A 26,565-nucleotide genomic window follows, 5' to 3' on the forward strand; every position below is an offset into this window, starting at 1 on the left:
CCCTCCGACAGCCCGGTTACGACAGCGTCGCTTCGACCCGGTCGACAAGTTCCTCGTTGCCGAGATACACCGGGCTGCGCGCGTGGAGGCGGTCGGGGTCGGTCCCGAAGAGGTCACCGTAGCCGTCGGAAGCGCGGCCGCCGGCGGCTTCGACGACGAAGCCGACGGGCGCGCACTCGAAGCAGTAGCGAAGCTTGCCCTCGGGCGAGTCCGTCAGTTCGGGATAGGCGAAGACGCCCCCGTGGGTGAGCACCTGCATCACGTCGGCGATGAACGCGCCGCCGTAGCGGAGCTTCAGCCGATCGGCTTCCAGGTCCTCGACGGCGGCGGTGACGCCGTCGGTCCAGTCCGGGCGGCGGCCGCCGAAGGCGTAGACCGTCGGATCGTCGGGCAGCGTGAGGTCCTCGCGGAGGAGTTTGCGGCCGTCGTCGCCCTCGTCGGCGGCGCCCTCGATGAGGTACTCGTCGACGCTGTCGCCGTCGGAGACGACCATCGTGGTGTTGGGGCCGTAGAGGACGAACGCGGCGGCGACGAGGTGGTCGCCGCCCGTCGGGACCGGCTCGTCGTAGACGCTGACGATGGTACCCATCGGGTTGTTCGAGGTGAGGTTCGAGGAGCCGTCCAGCGGGTCGAGCGCGAGGTGGTACTCGCCGCCGTCGTCGGCCTCCCGGGCGGACTGTCGTTCCTCGGAGGCGTAGCTCCCGACGGAATCGAGCGCGAGCAGGCGCTCGCAGAACAGCTCGTCCGCGTACTCGTCGGCGGCGCGGACTTTCTCGCCGCTGGGGTTGTGGCCCTCGACGTACGCCCGGCGCTCGGGCAGCGCCTCGCGGACCTCCGCGGCGGTGTCCCGGACCACGTCGAAGACGGCGTCGACGGTCGGGTGCCCGATCCAGTCGGCCGAGGGCGGGAGTTGTTGGCTCATGGTTTAGGAGTGGTCGCATCGAGGGCCTCGTCGACCGAGGCCTCCTCGTAGATGACTTCCTCCAGCGCGTCGAGCAGAGCGATCGGGTCCTCGCGCTGCCAGACGTTGCGGCCAACGGCGAGGCCGGCGCCGCCGGCGTCCATGACGCTCTTGACGCTCTCGAGGAACTCGCGGTCGCTCGTCTTCGACCCGCCGGACATGAGCACCTTCGTCGGGCCGGCCATCCGGGTGACCGTCTCCATGGCCTCCTTGCTGCCGGGATACTTGACCTTGGCAATGTCGGCGCCGAGTTCCAGCCCGAGGCGGGCGGCGTACGCGATAGTCTCCTCGCCGGTGTCGTTCTTGACGGCCTGGCCGCGGGCGTAGGACCACATCACGACCGGGAGGTCGTACTCCCGGGCCTTCTCCTGGACCTCGCGGAACTCCTCGAACATCTCGACCTCGCCGTTGACGCCGGGGTAGACGGTGAAGCCGATAGCTTCGGCGCCGAGTTCCTCGGCGGCGTACTCGACGGAACAGTTGACGGCGCTGTCGGGCTCGCCCATCCAGAGGTTCGACGTCCCGTTGAGCTTGGCGAGCAGCGACACGTCGTCCTCGTAGGAAGGGTAGTAGGCCTCCGCGACGCCCTTACCGACGGCCAGCGAGGTGACGGCTGGGTGTGTGGCGACATCGAAGACGTGTTCCGGGTCCGCGCTCTCGGGCTGGGGGTCGAAGTCGACCGGCCCGTGCTCGATACCGTGGTCGTACGCCAAAACGAGGACTTTCCCGTCCCGGGTGACCGGAGCGTCTGCGATGGGTCGCATTACGAACAAGCGTACACGGACCGAACGTATATATCTTCTTTCTGACACGATTTACTACGGGACGAGTAAACGATTCGGTCGTGCGTAGTGTTCGCACGCGCTCGGACGGCCGGAATCGGCCGATTCGAAGTATCCGGGAGGTGCAGTCGGTCGACGCGGCGAGTACCTGAGCAGTACTCGACATGTATTGCGGCCGCCGAGCGAGGGGGTGTCTGGCGGAACCGGTCACCGGTCGGGAGTAGGCTTACCTCGGCGGCGGACCCAGATTGGGTATGCGCGAACTCGATGCGGTCGACACCGTCGGCGTCGTCGGCGCCGGCACCATGGGGAGCGGAATCGCGCAGGTCGCCACCCAGTCAGGCTACGACGTCGTCCTGCGCGACGTGGAAGACGACCTCGTCGAGGAGGGAATCGAGACCCTCGTCGGCGGGCTCGACCGCCTCGTCGAGAAGGGGACCATCTCGGAAGGGGAGGCCGAACGGATGCGCGAGCGCGTGACGGGGACCACCGATCTGGCCGCCCTCGCCGACGCGGATCTCGCGATCGAGGCCGTCGTCGAGGACATCGAGGTCAAGCGCGACGTGTTCGGCGACCTCGACGACGTGACCGACGACGACGTGACCCTCGCCACGAACACCAGCACGCTCTCGATCACGACTATCGCCGCCGCCACCGACCGGCCGGCCGACGTGGTCGGGCTCCACTTCATGAATCCGGTCCCCGTGATGAAAGGCGTCGAGGTGGTCGTCGGCGAGAAGACCGACCCCGAAGTCGTCGAGTTCGCCCACGCGTTCGCCGAGGCGCTGGGCAAGGAGACCTGGGAGGCCGACGACAAGCCCGGCTTCGTCACCAACCGGATCCTCATGCCGTGGATCAACGAGGGGATCCGCGCCTACGACGAGGGCGTCGCCGCGAAAGCGGACATCGACCGCGGGATGGAACTCGGGACGAACGTCCCGATGGGACCGCTCGAACTCGCCGACCACATCGGCCTCGACGTCTGTCTCCACGCCACCGAGACGCTCCACGAGGAACTGGGCGACCGCTACCAGCCCGCCTACCTCCTCAAACGAAAGGTCGAAGCCGGCGACCTGGGCAAGAAGACCGGGACGGGATTCTACGAGTACGACTAGCGCGACGCCGGCCGGAGACGGGACGGGAGAGTACAATCCCCGGTTGACCCTCCGATACCCACTTGGGACCGGCGGGTGAGGTGCGAAGTGATGACAGCCCGTCGTCTCGCTCTCCTCGCAGTCCCCGCGCTCCTCGTCTGTTCGTCGCTCGCTGCGGTCGCAGTCGGACCGGCGACCGCGGCGCCGCCGCCGGAAGCGGTCTGCGGCGTCTGCGGGGACGGACTCGCCGACGCCGCCGAGAACGAGGGCATCCGGCTCACCGCCGAGTACGGCGCGGCGACGATCCGCGTCGACGAGTCCGGGACCGGTCACTGGGCGGCACGCGTCCGGGTCGACGACCGTTCGGCCGACCGGCTCGCCGCGAACGCGACGCTCCGCGAGCGCGTCGTCCGGGCGAGTCTCGACCGCCGAACCGTCGTCGACGACCCGCGGAACCTGCACACGAGCGTCGCGAACGACACGCTCGTCGTGACTTTCGATCAGCCCGACGTGGCCCACGAGAGCCTCGGCGGTGTCGTTCTTGTGGACCTGCTCGATCCCCGCACCCGCCGGTCGGGGCTCGACCTCGAAGCGGACGAACTCCGGATCGAGGGGCCGAACGGCACGGTCGTGAGCCGCGCGCCGCCGGCTGGGACCGTCGAGGACGGGGCGGTCGTCTGGCGCCCCACCGACGACGAACCGGGATTCGGGAGCGACACCCGTCTGGCGTTCGCGCCGAGTGACGGACCCGGTGCGCGCGCGCTGACGACCGTGGGATTCGTCGCCTTCGGCGTGGGACTCGCGGAGCCGGGCGCGCTCGTCCTCGGCCTCGCGCCCGCCCTGGGACTCGGTGCCCTGCTGGTGGTCGTGCGGCGCTGGGGTGACGAGCTACCGACCGTGGACCCGTCACGGCTCGGGTACGTGCTCACACGCGCCAGCGCCGTCGCCGTCCTGGCGGCCTTCGGGTCGATCTTCTGGCTCGACCTGGTCGCGCCCGCCGTCGCCGAGACGGTGTTGACCTTCGCCGTCCTGTACGCGCTGGTCGGGAATCTCGCGGCAGACGCGGACTCCCTGTCCGCTCGCGGCGCGCTCGCGTGGACCCTCGGCGCGGCGGTGCTCGTGGCCGTCGCCGCGAGCACCGTCTCGATCGTCGCCCTCCAGACCGCCCTGCTGTCGGTCCCCGCCGTGCTCTGGTTCCCGCTCGGCCGCGCACACGGACGCGACCGCGGGGTCGCGGCGCTCGTTACCCTCTCGCTGCTGGCGGCACCGTTCGGCGGCGCCGTCCTCTACGCGCCGTCGGCGTCGCCGGTGCTGGGGCTGGTCCTGTCGGCGTTCACCACCGTCCCGTGGGCCGCCGCCACCGTCGCGTTCGGCGTCCCGCTGTACCTGCTGGGTCGCGGACCGGACGACACCGGCGACCCGAGTGAGGCCGACGGTCGAGCGAGCCCCGCGAGCGCGGACTGAGTGGCGTCGCGCGGGGAGAAACTTCGAACGACGAACCCGCCGTTTTCGGCTGGAGATCCGACCGACTGCGGCGGGACTCGCCGGCTGTGATCTCCGGCTGAAACGCACCTACGGAGCGCTCCCGAGCGTTCCCCACCGAACAGGAGACGGGGGACGGCCGCCTTCAAGAAGATTTCGGAGCGGCGGCGGAACTGCGGAGGAGAGACCGGTCGCTCACCAGCGGTGGTGGACGTAGTCGGCGACGTGGGCCTCGTAGATGTCGCGAACGGCGCCGTGGGTCTGGTGGGAGAGCGGATCGAGGTCGGCCGCGGCGTCGTTCTCGGCGACGTGGTCGGGCGAGGTCGACCCGGGGATCACCGTCGAGACGGCGTCGTGGTCGAGGACCCAGCGGAGCGTGAACTGCGCCATCGTCGCGTCGTCGGGGACGAACGGCCGCAGGTCGTCGACGGCCGCGAGCCCGTCCTCGAAGGGGGCGCCCGCGAACGTCTCGCCGCCCTTGCGGCCGACGCCGGCGTCGACGCCCTCCTCGGCGGCGGTCCGTCGGTGGTCGCCCTCGCCGAAGTCCTCCGGCCCTTCGAAGGCGTCGGCGAGCAGCCCCGACGCCAGCGGGACGCGGACGATGACCCCGATGTCCTCGTTGGCCGCGCGCTCGAAGAAGCGCTCGGCCGGGCGCTGGCGCAGCGGATTGAAGATGATCTGCACCGACTCGACGACGTCGTACTCGATGGCCTTGTCGGCCTCCTCGACCTTCTCGACGCTGACGCCGGCGTGGTCGATCAGCCCTTCTTCTTTGAGCTGCTCCAGCACCCGGAAGTTCTCGGGGTCGTAGAACGCCTCCGTCGCCGGGCAGTGCAGCTGGACCAGATCCAGCGAGTCGACGCCCAGCCGGTCGAGCGACCCCTCGACGGACGACCGGAGTCCGTCCTCGGAGTGGCCGCCGTCCTCGTCCGGCGCGGCCTTCGTCGGCACGTAAATCTTCCTGTCCGGGTCCCGTTCGTCGAGCACCTCACCGATGAGTCGCTCGGCGCGGCCCTGTCCGTACACCTCTGCGGTGTCGACGACGTTGACGCCGTCGTCCAGCGCCGTGGCGATGGCCTCTTTGGCCTGTTCGTCGGTCACCTCGCCCCAGGACGGGCCGACGTTCCAGGTTCCCAGACCGATCTCCGTCACGTCCCAGCCGGTGGAGCCGAACTCGCGTGTGTCCATACCTGATCCCTGGGTCGCTCGGGCGAAAAAGGTGGCCGATCCGGCGCGTGGTTCCCCTTCGCGGCGAGGCCGGAGCGTTCCGGACCGGGAGCGGTCCCAACCTATTTCGACCTGACTCGGGAAGAGTCGGGTATGCCCGAGGACACCGACGCCGCAGCGGACGCCGATCCGGAGGATGCCTTCGCGCTCATCGGCAACGAGACGCGCGCGGCGATCCTCCGGACGCTCGGCGAGCGGCCCCACGACGGGGTCTCGTTCTCCGAGTTGCGCGAGGCCGTCGACCCGGAGATCGACAGCGGGCAGTTCAACTACCACCTCTCGCAGCTGGTCGGACAGTTCGTCGACCGCGGCGAGGACGGCTACACGATGCGTGCCGAAGGGCTCACGCTCTATCGCCTCATCCGGGCTGGGAGCGTCAACCGTCGCGCTTCCCTCGACGCGTTCGAGATCGGGACCGACTGCTACTTCTGCGAGACTCCCGTCGAAGGGCACTACGACGAGGGCAACTTCGAGCTTCGCTGTCCGGGCTGTGACCACGTCTACGCCCACACGAAGTTGCCGCCGAGCGCCGTCGAGAGCGGCGACAGGGGTGACCTCCTCGACCGCGTCGACCAGTACAACCGCCACGAGATGCTCGCGTACGCCCGCGGCGTCTGCCCGATCTGCGCCGGCGTTCTCGACTTCGAGTTCGTCCGCGGCGAGGACGTCTGGACCGAGGGAAGCGGTCGCCTCGACGTGTTCGTCGGCTGCCACTGCGACCACTGCGGAAGCTCCCAGTACATGTCGGTCGGGCTCACTCACCTCTATCATCCCGCCGTCGTCTCCTTTTTCCACGACCACGGCGTCGACGTGACCGGCCGACCCCACTGGGAACTGGAGTGGGCCATGACCGACCGCCATCTCACCGTCCGCTCGACCGACCCGTGGGAAGTCGCCCTTTCGATCCCCTGCGAGGACGAACGGCTCGAACTCGTCGTCGACGGGGAGCTGTCCGTCGAAGCGACGCGGTCGTGAGCGACTCCCGCTGTCTCGAACCACCCCGGCCGTCTCGAACTACTACGGCCGTCTGTGACTGTTCGGTGTGGAGTACGACCGACAGCCGCAGTGGCGCGCGCTGTCGGGCGTGGCGGAGCACGGCGCGGTGTGACCGGAGGGACCACCGCGAAGCGAACGGGGAGCAGAGCGACCCGTGAGCACTGCGGAGGCCGCGAGACGGAGCCGTGGGAGAAGAGCGAGTGAGCGCAGCGAACGAGCGAATCGGCTGGGAAGGTCGTGGCTCCGTGCGGTCGTCGTGCGGATCTGGTGAACCGAACGGCCGACCGCGCCGAGGACGTTCGCCGATCGATTTCGACAGTCGTCACCCCGACGCAAGCTCGTCCCACGCCGGGTCAGACAGGGACCACCACTCAATTCACAGAAACGACCAATAATTCCTGTCGAGTATCCCCCGCTTTGCCAGCCCACTCCGGGACCCTATCGAGTCCTGTACACGATCAGGGAAGCGCCTCGCATGCAATCCCGTCACCGTCGCCATCGAGGCCGTGCGCTCCGCCGGACTGCTCGTGGACAGCTTGCGCGGCGGCCTGTGAAGAGAAGTCGTCACAGTCGTACTCGCCACTGGAAGGACCACCCTCCCGGTCGGCCCGGACAGCCTCCCCCTTCCACTGTGGCGGCGTGACAGATACGTCCTCACGCGGTTCGATCGTTCGTGAAAACGTTGCTGCGTTCCCGTCGACCGTCGTGTCGACCGTGAGGCGTTTGATGAGGCCATCGCTCCGAACGACGACCTCCCCGGTGGTGTCGGTAGTCTCGTTGGAGACAGAATACATATGGAACCCGTGGCTACCGTTCCGCCACGTGTCGACGTACTCCAACGTCGTCCCGACGAAGACGTTGTCGAATACCGGTTGCTTGTGTATCCGTACGAGCAGGGCGTGATGGAAATTGACGAACCCGTAGTCGCTGAACTCCCGGTCGACGAAATAGTACGGTTCGACTTCGTCGCCGTCACGGTTCACTCCGCCGTTCCGGACGTAGCTGACCGTGTCCTCGGTGTACCACGTCTGGTTGGTGCTCTCACCGTCTTCGAAGGCGCTGGTCTTCTGCAAGACCCGCCTCTTCTCGGTGAGGTTACTTCGAGCGGTCGCGTTCTCCCGGACCCACGAATACTCGTCCGGATTGTAGAGGTTGTAGTCGCCCGTGTACGTCGCTTTGACCACGTAGTCCGTTTGCCGGATCGCATTCCAGTGCTCGTAATCTAGTCGTGACACGTTCGTGATCTCCTGGTCGCTCGTTCCGTTCGGAAACGGAACTGGATCCTGAGTAACTCCGGCGGTCCCTTGCTTGGCTTGTCCTGACTCGTCGGGAGTTACTCCCGAACAGCCGGAAAGAGCAATCAGGAAAAGTAAGACGAGAGACGTGAGGAGCGCGCGATTCACAGCGGTACGTTTGCTGGATACGTACATCAAAGTGCTGACCGTAATCGAAACGAGGCCAGGACAGAATATCTACGCACACTCGTTCGAGCGCGGTTCTGCCGAACAGTCAAGGGCCGAGGCGCGCTATAGCGCCCCATGGACTTCGCCCTCACGCAGGAACAGCGCCAGATCCGCGACATGGTCGCAGAGTTCGTCGACGACGAGGTCGTCCCGCGGGCGGCCGAGATCGACGAGACCGACGAGTTCCCCGCCGACCTGATCGAGGAGATGGCCGAACTGGGTCTGATGGGCATGCCGATCCCCGAGGAATACGGCGGTGCCGGCCTCGACTACCACGCCTACCCCGAAGCGCTGGTCGAGATTTCGAGAGGGAGCGGCGGCCTCGGAACGATCGTCGCCGCCCACGTCTCGCTGGCGTGCAACATGGTCTACGAGTTCGGCGACGAGGCCCAGTGCGAGGCCTACCTCGTCCCGATGGCCGAGGGCGAGGAGATCGGTGCCTTCGCGCTCTCGGAACCGGGCGCGGGCAGCGACGTGCCGGCGATGGAGACCACGGCGGAGCGATCCGGGGACACGTACACGATCGACGGCGGGAAGCTGTGGATCTCGAACGGTTCCGTGGCCGACACGGTCGTCGTCTTCGCCAAGACCGACCCCGAGGCTGGCGGCAAGGGCATCTCCTCGTTCGTGGTCCGACCCGAGGAAGACGAGGGGTTCCACGTCGAGGGGACCGAACACAAACTCGGCGACAAGGGGTGTCCGACCGCGGAACTCCGATTCGACGGGATGGAGATCCCCGCCGACCGCCGGCTCGGCGAGGAGGGCGCCGGCTTCGTGCAGGCGCTCAAGACGCTCAACGGCGGCCGCATCACCATCGCCGCGCGCTCGATCGGCCTCGCGCAGGCCGCGCTCGACGACGCGCTCGAATACGCCCAGGACCGCGAGCAGTTCGACCAGCCGATCTCCGACTTCCAGGCCATCCAGCACAAGCTGGCGGACATGGACACGAAGATCAACGCGGCGCGCTATCTCATGCACGCCGCGGCCGACAAGAAGATGCGCGGCGACCGCTACGTCAAGGAGGCCGCCCAGGCGAAACTGTACGCCTCCGAGATGGCTCGGGAGGTGTGCAACGAGGCCGTCCAGATCCACGGCGGCTACGGCTACACGAAGGACTTCGCCGTCGAGCGGTACTACCGGGACGCGAAGCTCAACGAAATCTACGAGGGGACCAGCGAAGTGCTGCGGAACACGGTCGCCGACCAGTTGCTGGGCTGAGCGGCTCGGAGACTCCGGCGGCGGTCGACTCGTCGACCGGTGGACCGGACCGCGGGCCGGAACTAATCCGTCCGCGACTCGTACACACGAGCGGACAACCATGCGCTTGGAGGGGAGAGCCAGCCGACGGGGGAACCGGCAGCCGAACGAACTCGAAGGGTGGGAACGCGGGGGTGACCGGCCCCCGTGGTGAACCCCGCACGCGCCGACGCGCTCGTCGACCTGGTCTACGGAGGACTGATCGCGCTCGCTATCGTGCTGATCGCGACCGTGGACACGAACGTCGGGATCGCCTTCGGCGTCGGCGTCTTCGCGGCGTACGTCGTCCACGTCGTCTGGAAGATGGTCCGGTTCGACCCCGACTGGATGACCCGCACGGTCAGGGAGACCGTCGAGGAGACGGTCGGCGACTCGGTCGAACGGACGGTCGAGGAGTCCGTCGAGCAGACCGTCGAGGAGTCGGTTGGGGAGACCGTCGAACAGGCGATGGGTGACCAGCTCGACGAGGTCCAGGAACGGGTCGAATCACTGGACGAACGCGTCGAGGGCACTCCGCGAGCGGACGAGGTCGGCGACGCGGACGAGGCGACCGACTCCGGAGAGGGAGCCGACGATACTCGTGCCTGACGCGACGTGTCGACCCACCGATCTCCCCCGCCCCTCACCGGACGACGACCACCGGGACCGGGGAGCGGCGGAGCACCTTCTCGGCGACGTTCCCGACGAACAGCCGCTCGGCGACGGTGCCGCCGTGGCTGCCGATGACCACCGTGTCGTAGTCGTCGGCCCCGTTGATGATAGCGCGCACGGGGTGGCCGAGGGCAACCTCGGTGTCGAGGGTGGCGTCCCCGTCGGCGTCGTCGACGATCGCCCGGGCCCGCTCGAATATCGGTTCGGCGTGCTCGCGCGCGGCCGCGTCGATGTCGTCGGCGACCGCGATCCCGGTGGCTTTCCCCCACAGCGGCGAGGGCTCGCCGACCACGTGCAGGACCGTGAACTCGGCGTTCGGATAGGCTTCCGCGGCGTATTCGAGCGCTCGTTCACTCATTTCCGAACCGTCCATCGGGACGAGAACACGCGAGATCATACCTCCCCTACGGGCAGGGCAGGGAAAAACTGGAGGTGTCGAGCGAGCGGTCACGGTGGGCAGCGGGTCGTGCGCTCAGGCGACCGGGACCAGCGTGAAGAAGACGTACGCGAGCAGCGTCGACATCGTCGGGCCGATTATCCACATCGAGACGTACTTGGCGATGGCCCGGGGGTTGAACAGGTCGCCCGCGTCGAGTACTTCCGGGGATTCGGCCTCGCCGATCTCCGTCACTGGGGCGTCCGGCTCGGCCGCCAGCGCCGCCGGTTCGATCTCGGCATCGAGGTCGCCACGGAGCGCGTCACGTGCGGCGATGGGACGGGTCGCCCGCCCCCAGCCGAGGCCGACGATCGTCATCACCGACGCCATGACGAGGCTGATCGGGATGCCGATGTACGAGAGCGCGGTCGTGACCGTCGAGGCGGTGATCATGACGACGAGCGCCGCGAGCAGCGGGATATCGGAGAGTTCGGAGCCGACCGACTCCATCGTCCGGCGGGCGATCGTGAACCCGCCCAGCCCGATGGCGACGGTCGCGATGCCGATCGCGATGTCGGGTTCGAGCGCGCGGCTGCTGACCAGCGGCGCGACGGCGTTGGGAACGTTGCTCGCGCCCGCCGAGAAGGCCATGTAGCAGCCGATGACGAGGACGACGAGCGTCCCGGCGAGCTCGCCGCGGGTCGTGTTCGGTCCCAGAGTGGGCCGCGGGAGCGCGCCGCTCCGATCGAGTGCAAGCGTCGGTCCCTCGGAGACCTCGATCCGGACGCGCCGGTTGAGCTCCGGGTAGACGTACCGGCCGACGGTCACCCCGATCCAGAACCCGACGACCGGCGTCACGATCCACCAGGAGACGATCCACCCGATCGTCTGGAAGTTGGCCGTGTCGGTCGCGAGGCCGAGCCCCGCGATCGCGCCGACGGTCGTCATCGAGGTCGGGACGGGCACTCCGAAGACGTTCGCGACGAGGATCCCGAACCCGATGAAAAAGAGAACGGCCACCCCCGCGCCGAGCGAGATCTCCGTCGTGACGATGTCGCCGCTGAGCGTGTCCATGACGTTCCGACCGACCGTCCAGCCGCCCAGAAACACGAACAATGTCATCAGTGCGGCGGCCGTGACCTTCCGGAGGATTCCGGCGCCCACGGCGGGCCCCCACGCGATCCCAGTCGAGGACCCCCCGATGTTGAATCCGACGAACACCGACGCGACCACCCCCAGGAGGAGCACGGTCCGGACCATCGTCTGGGGGAAAAGCACGTCACGGCAACGTAATTATGCGCCGGCTATGGTCGACCGCGACACGGTAAGCCCTCGACTCCCGGGATCAGGTGGAACCGTGGCGCGCTCACACCGAGTCGGAGAGAAGAACCGGCACGGGTCCGCGGGTCACTCGTTCGCGGTCGGGATGGGCCCGGTGCCGACGACTTCGTGGACCGCCTCGGTGAACTCCTGGCGGGTCTCGAAGTAGGGGGTGTCGATCTCGTCCATCACGTCGGCCAGATCCCGGGGCCCGTCGGGCGTGCGGACCGTGCTGTCGCCCTCGCGCTCGACGATGTCGCTGTGGGCGGCGCCCCAGTTCAGGCGCGAGGTGACGCGCGCGAGGGGCGCGCCCTCGACCGGTTCGCCCTCGCCGAGCTCGACCGCGGGTTCCTCCTCCTCGGAGTCGTCGTCAGCCATGCCTGTCAGTTTCCCGGCCCGGCGATTAGAGCTTTCGCTTCCAGATGGCGGGAGACGCGAAGCCGAGAGTCAGAACAGGTCGTCGAGTTCCTCGTTGACGAACGCCTCTTTGGCCTCGCCGCGGTCGTCGTTTTTCGACTCGTGGGCCTCCTTGGCCCGTTCCATGAACTCGTCGATGCGGTTGGAGCGCTCGACGCCGCCCAGCAGGACCAGCGCGGCGATGCGTTCGGAGTCGAGCGGGAAGTCGCCGCCGCGAACCTGCATGCTGCCGGTCTCCTCTTCGATCCACGAGCGGGCGCGTTCGACGCCCTTCCGGGAGATGCGCTCGGGCTGGCCGGCGACGACGAGCAGGCCCGTCTCGGCCTCGACGACGTTCGGGACGCTGGTGCCGGTCAACAGCGCGTTGCGCGTGGTGGAGGTGATCGCGTTGACGTTCTCGCCGGCGTCCTCGCTGGCGGCGGCGCTGGCGTACCCCAGCACGGCCATCCCGCCGGGGCGGAGCGTGTTGATGATCTCCGAGGAGTCGACGACGCTTTCGGCGACCTCGTCGACGGCATCTATCTCGCCGGAGGCGAACAGGAGACCGAGCCGCTGGGCGATGTTGTCGTTGATCTCGGCGAAGCCCTCTTCCATGGACTCGCCCGCGGTGCGCCAGGCGTCGTTGTCGATCAGCAGGAGCGAGTCGGCCTCGCGCGCGACGGTCTTGAGCGAGCGACCGGCGTTGGCCTGGTAGATGGCGCCCTCGTCGCGTCCCGGGAGGATGCCGGTGACGTAGACGGGGATGTCGTGGATGCGCTTGAGTTCCCGGGCGAGCGCGGGCGCGCCGCCGGAGCCGGTGCCGCCGCCGAGGCCCGCGACGATGACGACGGCCTCGGCCTCGGTGGAGAGCTTCGCGTCGAGGCCGTCCATCACCTCCGTCGCCTCGGCTTGCATGATCTCGGCGCCGAGTTCGTTGTCGCCGCCGACCCCGTGACCCTTCACGCGGTCGCGGCCGATCAGCATCGTATCGATATCGAGATTCCGCAGGTCCGCCTCGGCGGTGTTGACCGCCATCGCCCCCTGCACGGCGCCGAACCCCATGTCATAATCGTACTCGGCCAATCGCTGGGTCACCTTGCCCCCAGCCTGGCCGACACCAATCAGGACGACTTTCATATCACTACCCTCGGAGTAGTGGTTATTCAACGTTGGGTACGGCCGAGGGTTCAAGTGCGGTGACGGGACCACCGTCGACCATGTCCGAGCGAGACCTCGACGCGCGACTCGACGCCGTCGAACGCGCGCTGACCGATGGCGACACCGACCTGCGAGAGCTGCGCGACCGCAGCGGCGTCGTCGACGACGTCCAGACCCTCGAAGCGCGGCTCGAAAGCGTCGAATCCCGTCTGGACGAACTCGAAGCCGGCCTCGAAGCCGTCCGCGGCTACGCTGGCAACGTCCGCGCCGTCAACCGGGAGGTCGAACGCCGCGCCAGCGCCGCCCTCGCCAAGGCCGAAACCGTCGAGGCCGCCGTCGGTAACGACGGGACGGCCCGCGGCCGATCCGAGGAACGCCCTGGTAACCGGTCCCCCGACCGCGTCGGCCACGGCGAACCGCAGAACGACGCGCACGCGAAACCACCGTCCGACCGGTCGTCGACGGGACCGACCGGGACGACACCCGACCCGTCGGCGGCGGGTCGAAACGGAGCGACGAGCGCGGGCCGCGACCTGACCGATCCGAACGGGTCCGCTCACGACGACGGTAGCCGACACACCGGCCGCGGCCAGCCCGACGACCCCCAGTCCGGCGACGACCGTCGCGGTCGCGTGGTTCGTGACGACGACCGTTCCCGGAGAGACGGGTCGGCGGGGTCGTCCTCGGAGTCGGAGTCCGACGGCGGGACCGAGCAGTTCATCGAGCGCGTCCGCGACGCGCTGTAGGCCGTGGTCAGGGTCGCCTTCACCGTCGTCTTGCTCGTGGCCGTGGCCGGCGTCGCGGTTCCGGCGGTCGAGTACGCGGGCGTCCAGCGGAGCGACACCGCCGTCCGGGACGCCGTCGAGCGCATCGTCTCCGAAGCCCGAGCGCTCGCGGCCGGCAACGGTGCGCTCCCGCCAGGCGCCGGCCCCGCGCGGCGCTCGGTCTCCCTCGGCCTTCCGACCGAGGGGTTCGCCAGCGCCGGGGTCGAGCGGTTCGGCGTCGGTCCACCGCTTTCGGTCGGTGATGCCGACGGCGGACTCGGATCAGGTGGGCGCAACGAGACCGCGGCGACCCGTTTCACGTGGCGCGTCGTCGACGGAACGGAACACACGGTGGTCGTCGATGGCGTCCGTATCCGGCCGATCCCGACCGAGCGGCTCCGAATCGACGGGCAGACTCGGCTGGTCCTGACGCTAGTCGCCGTCGACGGTCGGACCGTCGTCCGCGTCCGATAGCGTTCTGTTCGTGTTCCGGGTGTATCGGTTGTTTCGGTTGGACGAGTCGCGGACTGAAGTCGAACGGCAGCGACTGCACTCACCGGGGACAGCAAGCGATGAACGCCCTCGGCGCGCTCCCTCGGAGATAGCCTGACCGCAGGTGACAGCAAGCGATGAAAGCCCTCGGCGCGCCTCGCCCTTTCAGTCCACCAGGGGCCGCACCCGGCCCGCACAGCACCGCAAACAGCCACACGCCTCCCCAACCGATTGTGCTTCTCGCTCACTGCGTTCGCTCCGATGCTCATCCCTCGCACGATGCTGTCGCGAGACGAGACTCGCGACAGCGCGCGCCACGATGGATTGCTACGTCCGTCACCTGCACTGAACACCGCCCATCGGGCGCGAAGGTTGAAATACGGGCGCGCGGCCACCGGCGGCCATGGACGCACTGCTGTCACGACTCCGCGGGAGCGACGACGAGGACGCCTGCGGCTGTCGCCCGGCCTTCGAGGGGAATCAGTTGGTCGTCGACGCGGGCGAGTGTCCCGCTGACGGCCGACTGGCGTCGTCGGCGGACTGTCGCGAGACGGTCGTCACGGCACTGACCGACCGCGACGCGGAGACGGTCGTGACTCGCGCCGACGGGACCGTTCGGGCCTACGAGGACGACGCCGCGGCGCTGCTGACGGCGGCCGGGCGGTTCGCCGACGCCGCCGCGTTCCGCGAGGAGCGACTGGCCGACCGAGCGAAGCGGGACCCGCTGGCCGCCGCGCGCGAGGCGACCGGTCGAGCGGGGCCCGTCGAACGGATCGCGGCCGAGACGGGGCTGGCCGCGGGCGCGGCGCGGGCGGAGGGGTACGACGACGCGCTCCGGCCGTTCGTCGGGCCGACGGTCAGCCGCTCCAGGGTGGCCGCGCGGCCGCCGAGCGACGCTCGGCTGCGCGACCGGCGTGAACTCGACGGCGGCGGCCTCGTTCGGATCTACGAGCGGCCCGCCGACGCGCTGGCGACCTATCACCTCGAACCCGTCGAGTCCCGGTTCGACGAGGCGACGGCGGCGACGCTGTCGGCGGCGTACGACCGACTGGCCGGCGGCGAGGTCGGTGACGGCGAGGTCGCCGGTGCCGAGGTCGCGGGCGCCGAGCGAGCGCCGGGTCGCGCCGTCCGGGCGGTCGCCGACGAGGACGACCCGGTCGAGGATATCGCGGCGGTCCTCCGCAAGCACGCCCGCGGGTACGGCGTCGTCGCGGATCTGTTCGCCGACCCGCGGGTCTCGGACGTGTTCGCCACGGCGCCGGTCGCGGAGCGGCCGCTACGGGTCCGCGTCGACGGCGAGGCGATGCGGACGAACGTCCGGCTCACCGACGAGGGGGCCGCGGCGCTGGCCTCGCGCTTTCGCCGAGAGAGCGGGCGGGCGTTCTCCGGCGCGGACCCGACGCTGGACGCCGCCGTCGCGACCGGCGGCCGCCGTGTGCGCGTGGCCGCCGTGACCGACCCCGTCAGCGACGGCGTCGCCTTCGCCTTCCGCGCGGGCGACCGGGCGGCCTGGACGCTCCCGGCGCTGGTCGCGAACGGGGCGATGTCCGCCGACGCCGCCGCGTTGCTGTCCGTGGCGGTCGAGCGGGGTGCGGCCGGCCTCGTCGCCGGCCCGCGCGGCGCCGGGAAGACGACCTGCCTGAGCGCGCTGCTGTGGGAGGTCCCCGCCGAGACGCGCGCGGTCGTCATCGAGGACACGCCCGAACTCCCGGTCGACGCCCTCCAGTCGGGGGGTCGCGACGTGCAGGCGCTCCGCAGTTCGCTCGACGACGCCGGGACGAGCCCGACGGAGGCGCTCCGGACCGCGCTCAGGCTCGGCAGCGGCGCGCTCGTCGTCGGCGAGATCCGCGGTGAGGAGGCCGCGACGCTGTACGAGGCGATGCGCGTCGGCGCCAACGACGGCGCCGTCCTCGGGACGATCCACGGTGACGGCGGCGCGGCCGTCCGCGAGCGCGTCGTCGCCGACCTGGGCGTCCCCGAGAGCTCCTTCGCGGCGACCGATCTGCTGGTCACGCTCGAGGCCGCCGAGACCGAGGACGGCACCCAGCGTCGCGTCCGCGCGATCGAGGAGGTGGAGCGGACCGGTGGTGGGCGCGGAGGCACGGCGGACGAGTCGGGTCCCGGCGGCGTCGAGGCCGTCGAATTCGTCTCGCTCTACGAGCGCGACGGCGACGGACTGGGCTCGACCGACCGGATCGAACGTGGCAACAGCCGGCTGGTCGCCGCGCTGGCGCGACCCGAAGAGAGCTACGCCGACCTCAGAGCGGAACTGTCCGCCCGGGCAGAGTGGTTCGACGGCCTCGCCACGACCGGCCGGACAGACCCCGAAACGGTCGAGCGGGCGCGCGTCGAACGGGTGAGCGCGTGATGCCGAGGGCCCGAGACGCGGACGAGCGGGTGCCGCGGCCGTCGCGGGCACCGGCGAACCGGCCCGGCGCGACCCGCGAGGGCGACGACCGCTTCGTCGCCGCCGTCGCGGCGCTCGCGACCGCCGCACCGTGGGACCCAGGGGATGACCCCGAACTCGCGCAGGCGGTCGACTTCCTCGGCTGGGACCTCGACGCGGAGACGGTCCTCCGAGCAGGCGACGGTGGGGGTGTCCTCACGGCCGTCGCGGTCGCGCTGGCGCTGACCCTGCTTCTGGGAGCGCCGTCGGTCGCCGTCGCCGCGGGGCTGCTGGTCGGGGTCCCGGTCGCGGTCGCCGCGCGGTACCTGCCCCGCGGGCTGGCGACCGCTCGACGGACCCGCGCGCTCGGGGCCGCACCGGAACTGGTCAGCAGCGCGGTCCTGCGGATGCGGCTGGCGCCGACGACCGAGACGGCGGCCGCGTTCGCCGCGGAGACGGGCGACGGTCGCCTCGCTCGGAGCCTGGCGGCGCACGTGCGGCGAGCGCGCGGGACCGGGCGGTCGGGGCTGTCGTCGTTCGCCGACGAGTGGGCCGAGTGGTTCCCGGCGCTCCGGCGCGCGCTCACGCTCGTCGAGTCGGCGGGCTCGGCCGAACCGGAGGAACGCGAGCGGGCGCTGGACGGCGCGCTCGACGTGACACTGGCGGGGACTCGCGAATCGATGGCCGAGTTCGCGGCCGGGATCCAGGGGCCGGCGACCGCGCTGTACGCCTTCGGTGTCCTCCTCCCGCTGGCGCTCGTCGCGTTGCTCCCGACCGCCGGCACCGTCGGCCTGGAGGTCCCGCTGGCAGCCGTCGTCGTCGGCTACGACCTGATACTGCCCGCGGCGCTGCTGGTCGCCAGCGGGTGGCTGCTCGCGCGCAGACCGGTCGCGTTCCCGCCTGCGCCCGTTTCCCGGTCCCACCCCGACGTGCCCGACAGCCGGTGGCCCGGGCTCGTCGCGGGCGGGGCGGCGGGCGGGGGCGCCTGGCTCGTCGTCGCTACGATCGCGGCGCCGTGGACGGCGGTCGTAGCGGCGCCCGCAGTCGGGGTCGGTGTCGCGCTGGTCGTCGCCTACCGGCCGATGACCGCCGTCCGCGACCGGGTCGCCGCCGTCGAGTCCGGCCTGCCCGACGCGCTGTATCTCGTCGGTCGCGAGGTGGACCGAGGCCGGTCGGTCGAGACCGCGCTTGACGACGCGGTCGAGTTGCTCGATTCGGCCACGGGCGAGGTGTTCGCCGACGCCGTCCGCCAGCAGCGGCAGGTCCGGGCGGGCGTCCGCGAGTCGTTCCTCGGCGAACACGGCGCGCTCGCGACGGTTCCGAGCGAGCGCGCGCGGAGCACGGCGGAGCTGCTCGCCGTCGCCGCCTCGGAGGGGCGACCGGCCGGACCGGCGGTCGTCGCGATGGCCGATCACCTCGACGACCTGCAGCACGTCGAGCGGACGATCCGCCGCGACCTGGAGCGGGTCACGTCGACGCTCGCGAACACGGCGGCGGTGTTCGGCCCGCTGGTCGGCGGTGCGACCGTCACGCTCGCCGAGCAGATGAGTAGCGACGGCCCGCTGACGACCGCCGTCTCGCCCGTCGCGCTCGGACTCGCCGTCGGCGCGTACGTGATGGCGCTCGCCGTCGTCCTGACGACGCTCGCGACCGGGTTAGAACGGGGCCTCGACCGCTCGCTGGTCGGCTACCGCGTCGGCCGCGCGCTCTGTCTCGCCGCGGCCGTCTTCGTCGCCGCCCTCGTCGGAACGGGGTGGCTGGTGTGAACGTTTAAATCGGAGTGAGCGACCAGGCCGACCCATGTTCGATACCACCGTGGAATCGACGTACGTCTGGCTCGGGCTCGCGATCGTGAGCGCCGGGATCCTGGGCTTCGCGCTACGGGTCCCGACGGCGCCGCCGCCCGACGCCAAACCCGTCGCTCGCACGATCGACAGCGTCGCCGCCAGCCCCCACGAGGCGACGGCTCGGCACCCGGTCGACGCTCGGCGGATCCGGATCGGCGCTCACCGGGTCGGCCTGCGCGGCCCCGGCGGCGACGCCCACGCGTCGCTCGCGTACGGCCCCGTAGTTCGAGTTGCAGGTGGCGACGGCGACCGGCTCCGGCGCGTCCTCCGCGGCGTCCCGCCCGAGCGCGCCTTCGGGAGTGAGACGACGTTCGCGCGAGTCCTCGACCGCACCCGGACGCGGGAACCGTCGTGGCAGCCCGCCCCGGAGACACTGATCGTCAGGCGGGTGACCTGGGGGGACGCGAATGCGACGCTCGTCGGGGCGTGAGGCCCAGACCGAGCCGCTGGCGGCGGTCGTCGCGGTGGTCGTCGTCGCGCTCGCGCTGGCGCTCTACGTCGGCGCGTTCGAGGCGAACCTCCCCGGACCGCTCGACCGGGACCACGCCGAAACGGCCGCCGACCGGATCGAGCGCGCGCTGACCGCCGGCGGCGTCGCCCGACCGGGCCGCCTCTCGGCCGCGCTCGACCGCGGTCCCGACGGCTACCGGGTCAACGTCACGCTCACCGTCGGAAATCGGATCGAGCGGGCGGGCCCGGCCCCCCCTGAGACCGCGGACACCGCGCGTCGGCGCGTGAGCGTCCGCACAGATCCGGGTCGAGTCGAACCGGGGCGGCTAGAGGTGCGCGTATGGACCTGAGAGCGTCGAGTACGGCACTCGACACCGTCCTGTTCGTCCTGCTGGTCGGGGTCGCCGTCGGGACGCTGGCGGGCGTCGGCGACCGTCGCGCGCCTGACGGGAACCGCGTGGCCGAGGAGACCGCGGACCTGCTGGCCACCGCCACGACAGAAGCGACCTACACCCGTTCGGCGCGAGTCCGGTCGTCGGCGCTGCTGGACGGCGACGAGACCGTCTCGGTCACCGCCGACCGGACGGCCAGCGGCACGTACGCGGAGTTGCTCGCGGCGGCCGCGGTGGCCGACCCGTCGCTCGGCGGGTCTTCCCTCACCGGGATGGGTGGGAGCCTGCGGACGGGGAGCCGGAACGCCACCCGACGCGTCCTGCACACGCGAGAAGCGAACGCACAGGTCGCGGTGACCTGGCGCCCCTACCCGAACGCGACGCTGCGTTCGTCGTTCAGCGTCGGTGAGGCGCCGCCCCGGGACGCCGACGTGTCGGTCGCGACCGTCGCGGCCGCGAGCGGACTCCCGAACTTCACCGGGTCGGCCGCCCGGGCGGCGCGAACGAACGGCTTCGACGGTGTCGCGTCCGTACTGGCCGACGCCGTCGTCGCCGACCTGTTTCCACCGAGCGAGACGCGCGACGCGCTCTACAGTGAAGGACCCGACCGCGCGCTGGTCGCGCACCGCTACCGGCAGGCGGCGACCGTGCTAGGCGTCGATACGCCCGCACCGTTCACGCCCGACAGGGTGGCGGAGGCGAACCGGCGGCTGTCCGACTCGCTCGCCGAGCGGCTGGCGAGGGACCTGAAGCGGCGATACGACTCGCCGACAGCGGCCGCTTCGGCGGTGCGAGCGCGTCGGGTCCGAATCGTCGTCAGGACGTGGTCGGAGTGAGCCGGAACGGGTTCGAAGTCGGGACGCGCGGCCGCGTCCCGTTCGCGCTCGTCGGCGTCCTGCTGGTGGTATCGAGCGCGCTGTTCGCCAGCGCGGTCGACCGTCCGCAACCGACGCCCGAGCCGGCGGTCGACCTTGCCGTCGAGCGGACGACCGCGGACGCCCGCGCGGCGGTCCGGACGGCCGTCGCCGAGGCGGGCGTCGCCGCAGCCAGCGACCCCGTCCTGGCACCGGCGAACAACAGATGGGGCGAACTGCTCGATCCGGACACCGCGTTCAGGGACGCGCTGAAGATCCGGATATACCTGGCCGCACGGGAGCGGTTGCGGACGGTCGCGCGCACGCACCGCGGGGTGCGGGCGAACGCGTCGCTGGCACCGACGCCGACGCCCGAGGCGCTTCGGGCGGCGATGGATCGGGTGAGCGTCGAACGAGCCGGTCCCGACGGAACGGAGCTCCGGGTCTGGCTCTCGAACGTCACCGTCGAGGCGACCCGGAACGGTCACGCGGTGGGCACCGAACGCCGCTCGTTCTCGGTGGTCGTCCCGACGCCGGTGCTGGCCGTCCACGAGCGCGTCGAGACCTACCAGGAACGGCTCAAACGCGGCGTCTCGAAACCCGGGCTGGGCCAGCGGCTGACCGTCCGTCTCTACGCGGTGGCCTGGGCGCGCGGCTACGCGCAGTACGGGGGCGCGCCGGTCGAGAACGTCGTCGCGAACCGTCACGTCGAGCTGACGACGAACGGGGCGGTACTCGACGAGCAGCGGTCGGTCTTCGGTGCGAGCGACCCGGACGGCCGCGACGCGCTCGGAACCGCGATCGCCCGCGTCGGGCTACAGGAGGTGGTCGCGGCCCACGGCCCGAGCAAGGATTCCACGAGCAAACTCCTCCAGCAGGGGATCCGGACCGCGGGTGGCCCCACCGAAAGCGCGGGCGTTCCGGGACTCGCCACGGGCGGGACCGACGCGCCACCGCCGAACGAGACGGTGACCGTCTCCGTCGGGCTCTCGGCGGACAGAGCGTTTCGCGAGTTCGTTCGCGAGGGCGAGATCAACGGGACGATCGACTCGGTGTACGGCGCCGACGTTCGGACGCTCGCGGCGACCGAGCGGGCCGCGGGCGGGAGGCCGGACCGACCGGGTCCGCCGGCGGGCGACGACTGGCAGTTCCGCGCCGAGTCGACCGACACCGACGTGGCCGGCGTGTCGAACGCGACGGGCGGGCCGACCGTCTCGGACCTGTCGGGGTACCACCGGCTGGAGACGTACGACCGGACCGTCCGGCTGCGCCACGAGCGGCGGGCGGTGTGGTATCACAACGGTTCGTTCAACTCGACGACCCGGACGACCACCGAAACGAAGCGCGTCCGAGTGGCCGTCGTCGGTCGTCACGCGCCGAGCCCCCACGCGCCCGACCGTCCGATCCCGTCGGTCCACGAGCGAGGTGGGCGGTTCGGTGGCCCGAACCTCGCCGACGTGCCGCCGCGGGTCCGCGACGCGGTCGGGCTCGCGGGCGGCCCGGACGCGCTGGCCGGTCGCGCGGCGCGGGGGTCGCTCTCGGAGACGCCGACGCGGATCGACGGCGAGTGGCCCGGAGAGGTGTCCCGCTGGGTCTCCCGTGACCTGATCCGGTTGCGGCAGACGCTCCGCGAGGCGTCGGTCTCGGTCGCGCGGGGCCGGATGGGGACCTACGAGGCGACGCCGGCCGCGAAGCTGGCCGCGAAGCTGCGCGACCGACGCGCGGACCTCGTCGACGCGCCGGCCACGTACGACAGCGTCGCCGCGAAGGCCCGCGCGGCCGTCCGCGGGCGCTACCTCTCGTCTGTGATCGACCGGGTGGAGCAGCGGGCGGACCGGCGGGCGGACCGGGAGAGCGCGTTCGCGAGCGCCATCGGGACGGTCGGCGGGCCGTCGCTGTCGCGGCTGCGGTCGAGCTACGACGCCCGGCGGGCAGACGAGCGCGACGCCGGCCCGGGCGGCGGAGGCGGAGCGAGCGGGACCGGGCCGAGCGGCGACGGGCCGGCCCTCGACTACTCCGTCGACGGCGCGCCGCCGTATCTGACGCTGGCGACGGTTACGCCAGGGCAGGTCGCGGCCGTCGAGAACGAGACGAACCCGCTGACCGCCCGGAACGTGAACTACTTCAGTCTCCCCTACGCCGACGCGACGGACGTGGCGCTGAGCGCGCTCCTGCCCGGCGGGACGAGCCGGGAGCGCCGTCTCTCGACGGCCGCGCGGGCGCTCCGGGCGGCCAACCGGACGCTGGCGTACCGCCCGAACGCCACCGTCAGGGAACGTCGCGACCGCCTCCGGGTGAAACTGAACGACACGGTCGAAGCAGTCGAGGCCGACCTGGCGACGGAGTTGGAGTCGGCGGGCGTCGGCAATCTGTCGACCGACCACGAGGCCGTCGTCGAGGCGGGGCTGGACCGGTGGCGCTCGCTGGACGCCCGGGCGCTCGCGATGGCGAACGGGTCGGTCGTCGAGCCGATCGTCGCCGCGGCGGCGCGGCGGACCGACGGTGACTGGACGACACGACGGCGCGACCGGGTGCGGGTACAACTCCGGACCGGCCTGTACGACGCCCTGGAGGCGAAACGGGGGAAGGTGTCCGGACCAGCGGTGACGACTCTCACGGCCGGCCTGAAGGACGTGGTCGGGCAGGCCGTCGAGTCGAAGGTCTCCGAGGTGGCGGCCGAGCGGCTCAACGAGTCGGTGACCGAGATCCCGGCCGGACTGCCGCTGGCGCCGCCGCTGGGCAACTGGGCCGTGACGACGAACGTCTGGTCGGTGACAGTGCGCGGTCAGTACGCCCGTTTCGCCGTCGAAGTCCCGCGGCGGACGCCCGCCGTCGGCGACGCGTCGCTGCAGTACGTCCGCGACGGCGGGAACGCGACGCTGGACCTGGACGGCGACGGGAGGGGAGAGGTACTCGGTCGCTCGTCGAAGGTGAAGTTCACGACCCGGACGGCGGTGACGGTGGTCGTCCCGGCCGGCGGTACCGGCGTCGGCGACATCGACGGCAACTCCATCGAACAGTCGAAGGGATGGCCGAAACCGGGGCCGGACCCACGGAAACGGCCGTGGACCGGCGAGACGTATCCGCTGTCGATCAACGGGACCGAGGCCGACGGCGGGGGTGGGTGAACGCGGGTCGCGCCGTCGGCCGAGGCGAACCGGGGCGCGACGGAGAGTGACACTGACTTGTAGGCCGACCGCGAAGAGCGGGTATGCTCAGAGGCGAATTCGAGTCGGTGGGCGAGCGGTCGCCCGAGGAGGTACGGCGCGCGTACGGCGAACTACTGGCCGAGACGGTCGAATCGGTGGGGATCGACACGGTCGTCTCGCGGTCGGGCGTCGACCCCGAGGTCGTCGAGGCGATCGCCGCCGGGGACCAGCCGGAGCTGACGCTGGAGGCCGCCGCGGCGGTGCTAGCGACCGACCCCGACCGCCCGGACGGCGAGACGATCAAACTGGAAGCGCTGGATATCCTCCTGATGGGGATGACCACCGCGGTCGTCGACGTCGACGCCGTCGCGGCGGGGCTGGACGACGAGATGGACCCCAAGGAGATCCAGCAGAAGGTGGAGGGGCGGTACCCGATCACGCTCGCCGAGTACGCGGCGATCCACCGCTTCCTCGAAGCCCGATGACCCGCGTCGCTATCCTGGGCTGTGGCTACGTCGGGACCGAACTGGGTCGGCAGCTGACGGACGCGGGCCACGACGTCGTCGGCGTCCGCCGCTCCGAGTCGGGCGTCGAGTCCATCGAGTCGGCCGGGTTCGCGGGCGTGCAGGCGGACGTGACCGACGGCGACGCGCTGACGGCGGTGCCCGACGCCGACGCCGTCGTCTTCGCGGCCAGCAGCGGCGGGCGCGGCGCCGAGGCCGCCCGCGAGGTGTACGTCGAGGGGCTGAAGACCGCAATCGACCACTTCTGCGGCCGTGAATCGGCGCCCGACCGCGTCGTGTACACGTCGAGCACGGGCGTATACGGCGACCACGACGGCGAGTGGGTCGACGAGGCGACGCCCATCGAGCCGACGACCCCGAAGACGGAAGTACTGGCCGAGGCCGAGCGGATCGCCGTCGAGCGACCCGCAGAGTACGGAGTTGACGGCACGGTCGCCCGCTACGCCGGGCTGTACGGCCCCGACCGCTATCGGCTGGACCGGTACGTCGAGGGGCCGGTGACGGAGGGGTACCTGAACATGGTCCACCGCGACGACGCCGCGGGCGCGGTGCGCTACCTGCTCGAATCGGACCTGGCCCGCGGCGAGGCCGTCAACGTCGTCGACGACGAGCCTGTCTCGAAGTGGAAGTTCGCCGACTGGTTGGCCGACCAGTGCGGCGAGGCCGAGCCGCCCAAGCGAACGATCGAGGACCGACTCGCCGCGGAGGACCTCTCGGAGACCGTCGAGCGGCGACTGCGGACGAGCAAGCGCGTCTCGAACGAGAAGCTGCGCGGGCTGGACTACGAGTTCGCGTTCCCGACCTACCGGGAGGGGTACCGGGCGGCCGTCGACGCGTATCTCGCGGACGACGACGGGACGGCCTGACCCCGGTCGAACGTATTCGGTGTCCGAGGTGTCACGGAGACGCCGTGTCTTTATTTTGCCTATCAGCCGTTCTCTGCCGTTATTTTCGCCGATCCGGCGAGCAGTGAGACAGTGAGAAACTACTTGACCCTCGAAGGCGACAGGCCGGGTATGCCACACGCAGCCGCGGGTGGCGTCGGGGCGGTCGCGCCCGCGGACGCCGCCGCGGCGGTCGCCGAGCGGGACCCGCTGGTCCTGGCGGCCGCCGTCGTCGGCTTGCTCGTCGTACTCGTCGCGCTCTGGTGGGGGATCCGGCGCCTACGCCGAACTCCGGGCGCGGAGTTCGTCGGTCACCTCGCCGGCCGCGACGAGGTTTCGGTCCTGATGCACCCCAATCCCGACCCCGACGCCATGGCCTCGGCGCTCGCCGTCGGCGAATTCGCCGAAGCGACCGGCGTCGACGCACACCTCCAGTACCCCGGCCAGATCCGCCACCAGGAGAACCGGGCCTTCGAGACCGTCCTCGACCTGGAGTTCGACCGCGTCGATACCGCCGGCGACCTCATCGCCGATGACGTGGTCCTCGTCGACCACAACGAACCCCGCGGGTTCGCCGGCGCCGACTCGGTCGACCCGTTCGCCGTCGTCGACCACCACCCCGGCGACGGCACCGGTTCGACCTTCACCGACGTGCGCCCCGACCACGGCTCCTGCGCCAGCATCTTCGCCGAGTACCTCGAACAGCAGGGCTGGGAGCCCGTCGCCCCCGAAGCGGAGGCGGAACTCGGCGACGACGACGACCGGGTCCTCCCCTCCGACACCGCTACCGGCCTGCTCTACGGCATCCAGTCCGATACGAAGCAACTGACCAAGGGCTGTTCGGCCGCCGAGTTCGAAGCGTCGGCCTACCTCTACGACGGCATCGACGAGGACCGCCTCGACCGCATCGCTAACCCCCAGGTCGACGCTGAGGTGCTCGAAGTGAAGGCCCGCGCCATCAACGAGCGCCACGTGCGCAACGCCTTCGCCGTCGCCGACGTTGGCGAAGTCTCCAACGCCGACGCCATCCCCCAGGCCGCCGACGAATTGAGCCAACTAGAGGGCGTCACCGCCGTCGTCGTGATGGGCCAGAAGGGCGACACGCTGCATCTGTCCGGCCGCTCGCGCGACGACCGGGTTCACATGGGCAAGACGCTGCGCGCCGTCGTCGACGAGATCCCCATGGCCAACGCCGGCGGCCACGCCCGCATGGGCGGCGGTCAACTGTCGGTCGAGCATATGGAAGGCCTCGGCCCCGGCGACGGGCTCGACCGCGAGGAGTTCGTCGACCGCCTGTTCGACGCCATGGCCGGCGAGATCTAGGTGTTTTTCCTGCCTAGTTCGACGGCTGGCGGCAAGTTCGCCAGTCGTGATCCGAGCCCCGCCTCACGCTCGCCGGTGTCTCGACCGCACTCGGCGGAGACAGCAACCGCTGAAAGCCCTCGACCCGCTCGCGGTCGCTGACCGGGATATTCTCGGGTGCTTCGCACCCTCGAATAGTGCCCGCTCAGACGACTAAACTGAACGCGAGTGCGTCTCGCCCTTTCAGTCCGCCAGGGCCGCACCGCAACAGCAGACCGCCCCACACGGCACCGCAGACAGCCACGAGCCTCCCCAGCCGATTGCGATGCTCGCAGGCTGCGCTTCTCATCCACTGTCA

At 70.7% G+C, this 26,565-nt stretch carries 24 protein-coding genes; 16 read left to right on the forward strand and 8 right to left on the reverse strand.

The features are described 5' to 3' along the window. Positions 1 to 16 precede the first annotated feature (16 nt). Together C475_RS19885 and C475_RS19890 are read right to left on the reverse strand one after the other, a co-directional pair. Positions 17 to 922, reverse strand: coding sequence for a class 1 fructose-bisphosphatase (locus C475_RS19885; RefSeq protein WP_006885698.1), 906 nt, complete (start codon positions 920 to 922; stop codon positions 17 to 19). After that, complete coding sequence (locus C475_RS19890; RefSeq protein ID WP_006885699.1) at positions 919 to 1,725, reverse strand: class I fructose-bisphosphate aldolase; 807 nt, start codon at positions 1,723 to 1,725, stop codon at positions 919 to 921. The genes C475_RS19885 and C475_RS19890 overlap by 4 nt, the downstream gene beginning before the upstream one ends. A 272-nt stretch (positions 1,726 to 1,997) precedes the next feature. On the opposite strand from C475_RS19890, the gene C475_RS19895 reads away from it, so the two are divergent. Together C475_RS19895 and C475_RS19900 are read left to right on the forward strand one after the other, a co-directional pair. Then, positions 1,998 to 2,858, forward strand: a complete 861-nt coding sequence (locus C475_RS19895) for a 3-hydroxyacyl-CoA dehydrogenase family protein (protein WP_006885700.1) — start codon at positions 1,998 to 2,000, stop codon at positions 2,856 to 2,858. 90 nt (positions 2,859 to 2,948) lie between these two features. Further along, on the forward strand, positions 2,949 to 4,301 hold the full coding sequence (locus C475_RS19900) for a hypothetical protein (RefSeq protein WP_006885701.1): 1,353 nt from the start codon (positions 2,949 to 2,951) through the stop codon (positions 4,299 to 4,301). Between the two features lie 213 nt (positions 4,302 to 4,514). Here the strand turns inward: C475_RS19900 and C475_RS19905 are convergent, their stop codons facing one another. Further along, entirely contained in the window at positions 4,515 to 5,507 is a 993-nt protein-coding gene (locus C475_RS19905; RefSeq protein ID WP_006885702.1) for an aldo/keto reductase, read from the reverse strand. 132 nt (positions 5,508 to 5,639) lie between these two features. On the opposite strand from C475_RS19905, the gene C475_RS19910 reads away from it, so the two are divergent. After that, positions 5,640 to 6,521, forward strand: a complete 882-nt coding sequence (locus C475_RS19910; protein ID WP_006885703.1) for a winged helix-turn-helix domain-containing protein — start codon at positions 5,640 to 5,642, stop codon at positions 6,519 to 6,521. A gap of 479 nt (positions 6,522 to 7,000) precedes the next feature. On the opposite strand, the gene C475_RS24725 is transcribed toward C475_RS19910, so the two are convergent. Continuing rightward, positions 7,001 to 7,945: an excalibur calcium-binding domain-containing protein gene (locus C475_RS24725; RefSeq protein WP_204366199.1), complete on the reverse strand. Its 945-nt coding sequence runs from the start codon at positions 7,943 to 7,945 to the stop codon at positions 7,001 to 7,003. Between the two features lie 135 nt (positions 7,946 to 8,080). On the opposite strand from C475_RS24725, the gene C475_RS19920 reads away from it, so the two are divergent. Together C475_RS19920 and C475_RS19925 are read left to right on the forward strand one after the other, a co-directional pair. Then, on the forward strand, positions 8,081 to 9,223 hold the full coding sequence (locus C475_RS19920; RefSeq protein WP_006885705.1) for an acyl-CoA dehydrogenase family protein: 1,143 nt from the start codon (positions 8,081 to 8,083) through the stop codon (positions 9,221 to 9,223). Between the two features lie 186 nt (positions 9,224 to 9,409). Next, positions 9,410 to 9,850 (forward strand): hypothetical protein, encoded by a 441-nt coding sequence (locus C475_RS19925; protein WP_006885706.1) that lies wholly within the window; start codon positions 9,410 to 9,412, stop codon positions 9,848 to 9,850. A gap of 34 nt (positions 9,851 to 9,884) precedes the next feature. Here C475_RS19925 and C475_RS19930 read toward each other — a convergent pair whose 3' ends face one another. The 4 genes from C475_RS19930 to C475_RS19945 form a co-directional block, all read right to left on the reverse strand. After that, positions 9,885 to 10,310, reverse strand: a complete 426-nt coding sequence (locus C475_RS19930; protein WP_006885707.1) for a universal stress protein — start codon at positions 10,308 to 10,310, stop codon at positions 9,885 to 9,887. A 75-nt stretch (positions 10,311 to 10,385) separates the two neighbouring features. Then, positions 10,386 to 11,549: an inorganic phosphate transporter gene (locus C475_RS19935; RefSeq protein ID WP_006885708.1), complete on the reverse strand. Its 1,164-nt coding sequence runs from the start codon at positions 11,547 to 11,549 to the stop codon at positions 10,386 to 10,388. A 147-nt stretch (positions 11,550 to 11,696) separates the two neighbouring features. Then, positions 11,697 to 11,987, reverse strand: coding sequence for a DUF5789 family protein (locus tag C475_RS19940; protein WP_006885709.1), 291 nt, complete (start codon positions 11,985 to 11,987; stop codon positions 11,697 to 11,699). Between the two features lie 69 nt (positions 11,988 to 12,056). After that, on the reverse strand, positions 12,057 to 13,142 hold the full coding sequence (locus tag C475_RS19945; protein WP_006885710.1) for a tubulin/FtsZ family protein: 1,086 nt from the start codon (positions 13,140 to 13,142) through the stop codon (positions 12,057 to 12,059). Positions 13,143 to 13,222: 80 nt separating this feature from the next. On the opposite strand from C475_RS19945, the gene C475_RS19950 reads away from it, so the two are divergent. The 11 genes from C475_RS19950 (at position 13,223) to C475_RS20000 (ending at position 26,228) form a co-directional block, all read left to right on the forward strand. Next, positions 13,223 to 13,909, forward strand: a complete 687-nt coding sequence (locus C475_RS19950) for a DUF7310 family coiled-coil domain-containing protein (RefSeq protein ID WP_006885711.1) — start codon at positions 13,223 to 13,225, stop codon at positions 13,907 to 13,909. A 3-nt stretch (positions 13,910 to 13,912) separates the two neighbouring features. Next, positions 13,913 to 14,401 (forward strand): DUF7311 family protein, encoded by a 489-nt coding sequence (locus C475_RS19955; protein ID WP_006885712.1) that lies wholly within the window; start codon positions 13,913 to 13,915, stop codon positions 14,399 to 14,401. Between the two features lie 421 nt (positions 14,402 to 14,822). Next, positions 14,823 to 16,787 carry an ATPase, T2SS/T4P/T4SS family gene (locus C475_RS19960; RefSeq protein ID WP_006885713.1) on the forward strand — a complete coding sequence of 655 codons (1,965 nt, stop codon included), beginning with the start codon at positions 14,823 to 14,825 and terminating at the stop codon, positions 16,785 to 16,787. Then, positions 16,787 to 18,571: a hypothetical protein gene (locus tag C475_RS19965; RefSeq protein ID WP_006885714.1), complete on the forward strand. Its 1,785-nt coding sequence runs from the start codon at positions 16,787 to 16,789 to the stop codon at positions 18,569 to 18,571. Before C475_RS19960 ends, C475_RS19965 begins: the two co-directional genes overlap by 1 nt. Before the next feature lie 34 nt (positions 18,572 to 18,605). Continuing rightward, positions 18,606 to 19,082, forward strand: coding sequence for a DUF7283 family protein (locus C475_RS19970; protein WP_006885715.1), 477 nt, complete (start codon positions 18,606 to 18,608; stop codon positions 19,080 to 19,082). Next, on the forward strand, positions 19,060 to 19,452 hold the full coding sequence (locus C475_RS19975; protein ID WP_006885716.1) for a DUF7285 family protein: 393 nt from the start codon (positions 19,060 to 19,062) through the stop codon (positions 19,450 to 19,452). The genes C475_RS19970 and C475_RS19975 overlap by 23 nt, the downstream gene beginning before the upstream one ends. Continuing rightward, positions 19,443 to 20,330, forward strand: a complete 888-nt coding sequence (locus C475_RS19980) for a DUF7284 family protein (protein ID WP_006885717.1) — start codon at positions 19,443 to 19,445, stop codon at positions 20,328 to 20,330. Before C475_RS19975 ends, C475_RS19980 begins: the two co-directional genes overlap by 10 nt. Continuing rightward, complete coding sequence (locus tag C475_RS19985) at positions 20,327 to 23,476, forward strand: DUF7286 family protein (RefSeq protein ID WP_152436550.1); 3,150 nt, start codon at positions 20,327 to 20,329, stop codon at positions 23,474 to 23,476. Before C475_RS19980 ends, C475_RS19985 begins: the two co-directional genes overlap by 4 nt. An 83-nt stretch (positions 23,477 to 23,559) precedes the next feature. Then, a complete protein-coding gene (locus C475_RS19990; protein WP_006885719.1) occupies positions 23,560 to 23,982 on the forward strand; it encodes a DUF5791 family protein in 423 nt (140 codons plus the stop codon). Further along, the gene (locus C475_RS19995; RefSeq protein ID WP_006885720.1) at positions 23,979 to 24,887 is read left to right on the forward strand and encodes an SDR family oxidoreductase; all 909 of its coding nucleotides are present in this window, start codon (positions 23,979 to 23,981) and stop codon (positions 24,885 to 24,887) included. The genes C475_RS19990 and C475_RS19995 overlap by 4 nt, the downstream gene beginning before the upstream one ends. Before the next feature lie 150 nt (positions 24,888 to 25,037). Further along, a complete protein-coding gene (locus C475_RS20000) occupies positions 25,038 to 26,228 on the forward strand; it encodes a DHH family phosphoesterase (RefSeq protein ID WP_006885721.1) in 1,191 nt (396 codons plus the stop codon). Positions 26,229 to 26,565 lie beyond the last annotated feature (337 nt).

The organism is Halosimplex carlsbadense 2-9-1 (genome assembly GCF_000337455.1).
GTDB classification, from domain to species: domain Archaea; phylum Halobacteriota; class Halobacteria; order Halobacteriales; family Haloarculaceae; genus Halosimplex; species Halosimplex carlsbadense.

Coding starts and splice junctions, on each gene's coding strand:
- C475_RS19885 (WP_006885698.1), bottom strand. CDS start 922: ATGAGCCAACAACTCCCGCCCTCGGCCGACTGGATCGGGCACCCGACC.
- C475_RS19890 (WP_006885699.1), bottom strand. CDS start 1,725: ATGCGACCCATCGCAGACGCTCCGGTCACCCGGGACGGGAAAGTCCTC.
- C475_RS19895 (WP_006885700.1), top strand. CDS start 1,998: ATGCGCGAACTCGATGCGGTCGACACCGTCGGCGTCGTCGGCGCCGGC.
- C475_RS19900 (WP_006885701.1), top strand. CDS start 2,949: ATGACAGCCCGTCGTCTCGCTCTCCTCGCAGTCCCCGCGCTCCTCGTC.
- C475_RS19905 (WP_006885702.1), bottom strand. CDS start 5,507: ATGGACACACGCGAGTTCGGCTCCACCGGCTGGGACGTGACGGAGATC.
- C475_RS19910 (WP_006885703.1), top strand. CDS start 5,640: ATGCCCGAGGACACCGACGCCGCAGCGGACGCCGATCCGGAGGATGCC.
- C475_RS19920 (WP_006885705.1), top strand. CDS start 8,081: ATGGACTTCGCCCTCACGCAGGAACAGCGCCAGATCCGCGACATGGTC.
- C475_RS19930 (WP_006885707.1), bottom strand. CDS start 10,310: ATGATCTCGCGTGTTCTCGTCCCGATGGACGGTTCGGAAATGAGTGAA.
- C475_RS19935 (WP_006885708.1), bottom strand. CDS start 11,549: ATGGTCCGGACCGTGCTCCTCCTGGGGGTGGTCGCGTCGGTGTTCGTC.
- C475_RS19940 (WP_006885709.1), bottom strand. CDS start 11,987: ATGGCTGACGACGACTCCGAGGAGGAGGAACCCGCGGTCGAGCTCGGC.
- C475_RS19945 (WP_006885710.1), bottom strand. CDS start 13,142: ATGAAAGTCGTCCTGATTGGTGTCGGCCAGGCTGGGGGCAAGGTGACC.
- C475_RS19950 (WP_006885711.1), top strand. CDS start 13,223: ATGTCCGAGCGAGACCTCGACGCGCGACTCGACGCCGTCGAACGCGCG.
- C475_RS19960 (WP_006885713.1), top strand. CDS start 14,823: ATGGACGCACTGCTGTCACGACTCCGCGGGAGCGACGACGAGGACGCC.
- C475_RS19965 (WP_006885714.1), top strand. CDS start 16,787: ATGCCGAGGGCCCGAGACGCGGACGAGCGGGTGCCGCGGCCGTCGCGG.
- C475_RS19970 (WP_006885715.1), top strand. CDS start 18,606: ATGTTCGATACCACCGTGGAATCGACGTACGTCTGGCTCGGGCTCGCG.
- C475_RS19975 (WP_006885716.1), top strand. CDS start 19,060: ATGCGACGCTCGTCGGGGCGTGAGGCCCAGACCGAGCCGCTGGCGGCG.
- C475_RS19980 (WP_006885717.1), top strand. CDS start 19,443: ATGGACCTGAGAGCGTCGAGTACGGCACTCGACACCGTCCTGTTCGTC.
- C475_RS19990 (WP_006885719.1), top strand. CDS start 23,560: ATGCTCAGAGGCGAATTCGAGTCGGTGGGCGAGCGGTCGCCCGAGGAG.
- C475_RS19995 (WP_006885720.1), top strand. CDS start 23,979: ATGACCCGCGTCGCTATCCTGGGCTGTGGCTACGTCGGGACCGAACTG.
- C475_RS20000 (WP_006885721.1), top strand. CDS start 25,038: ATGCCACACGCAGCCGCGGGTGGCGTCGGGGCGGTCGCGCCCGCGGAC.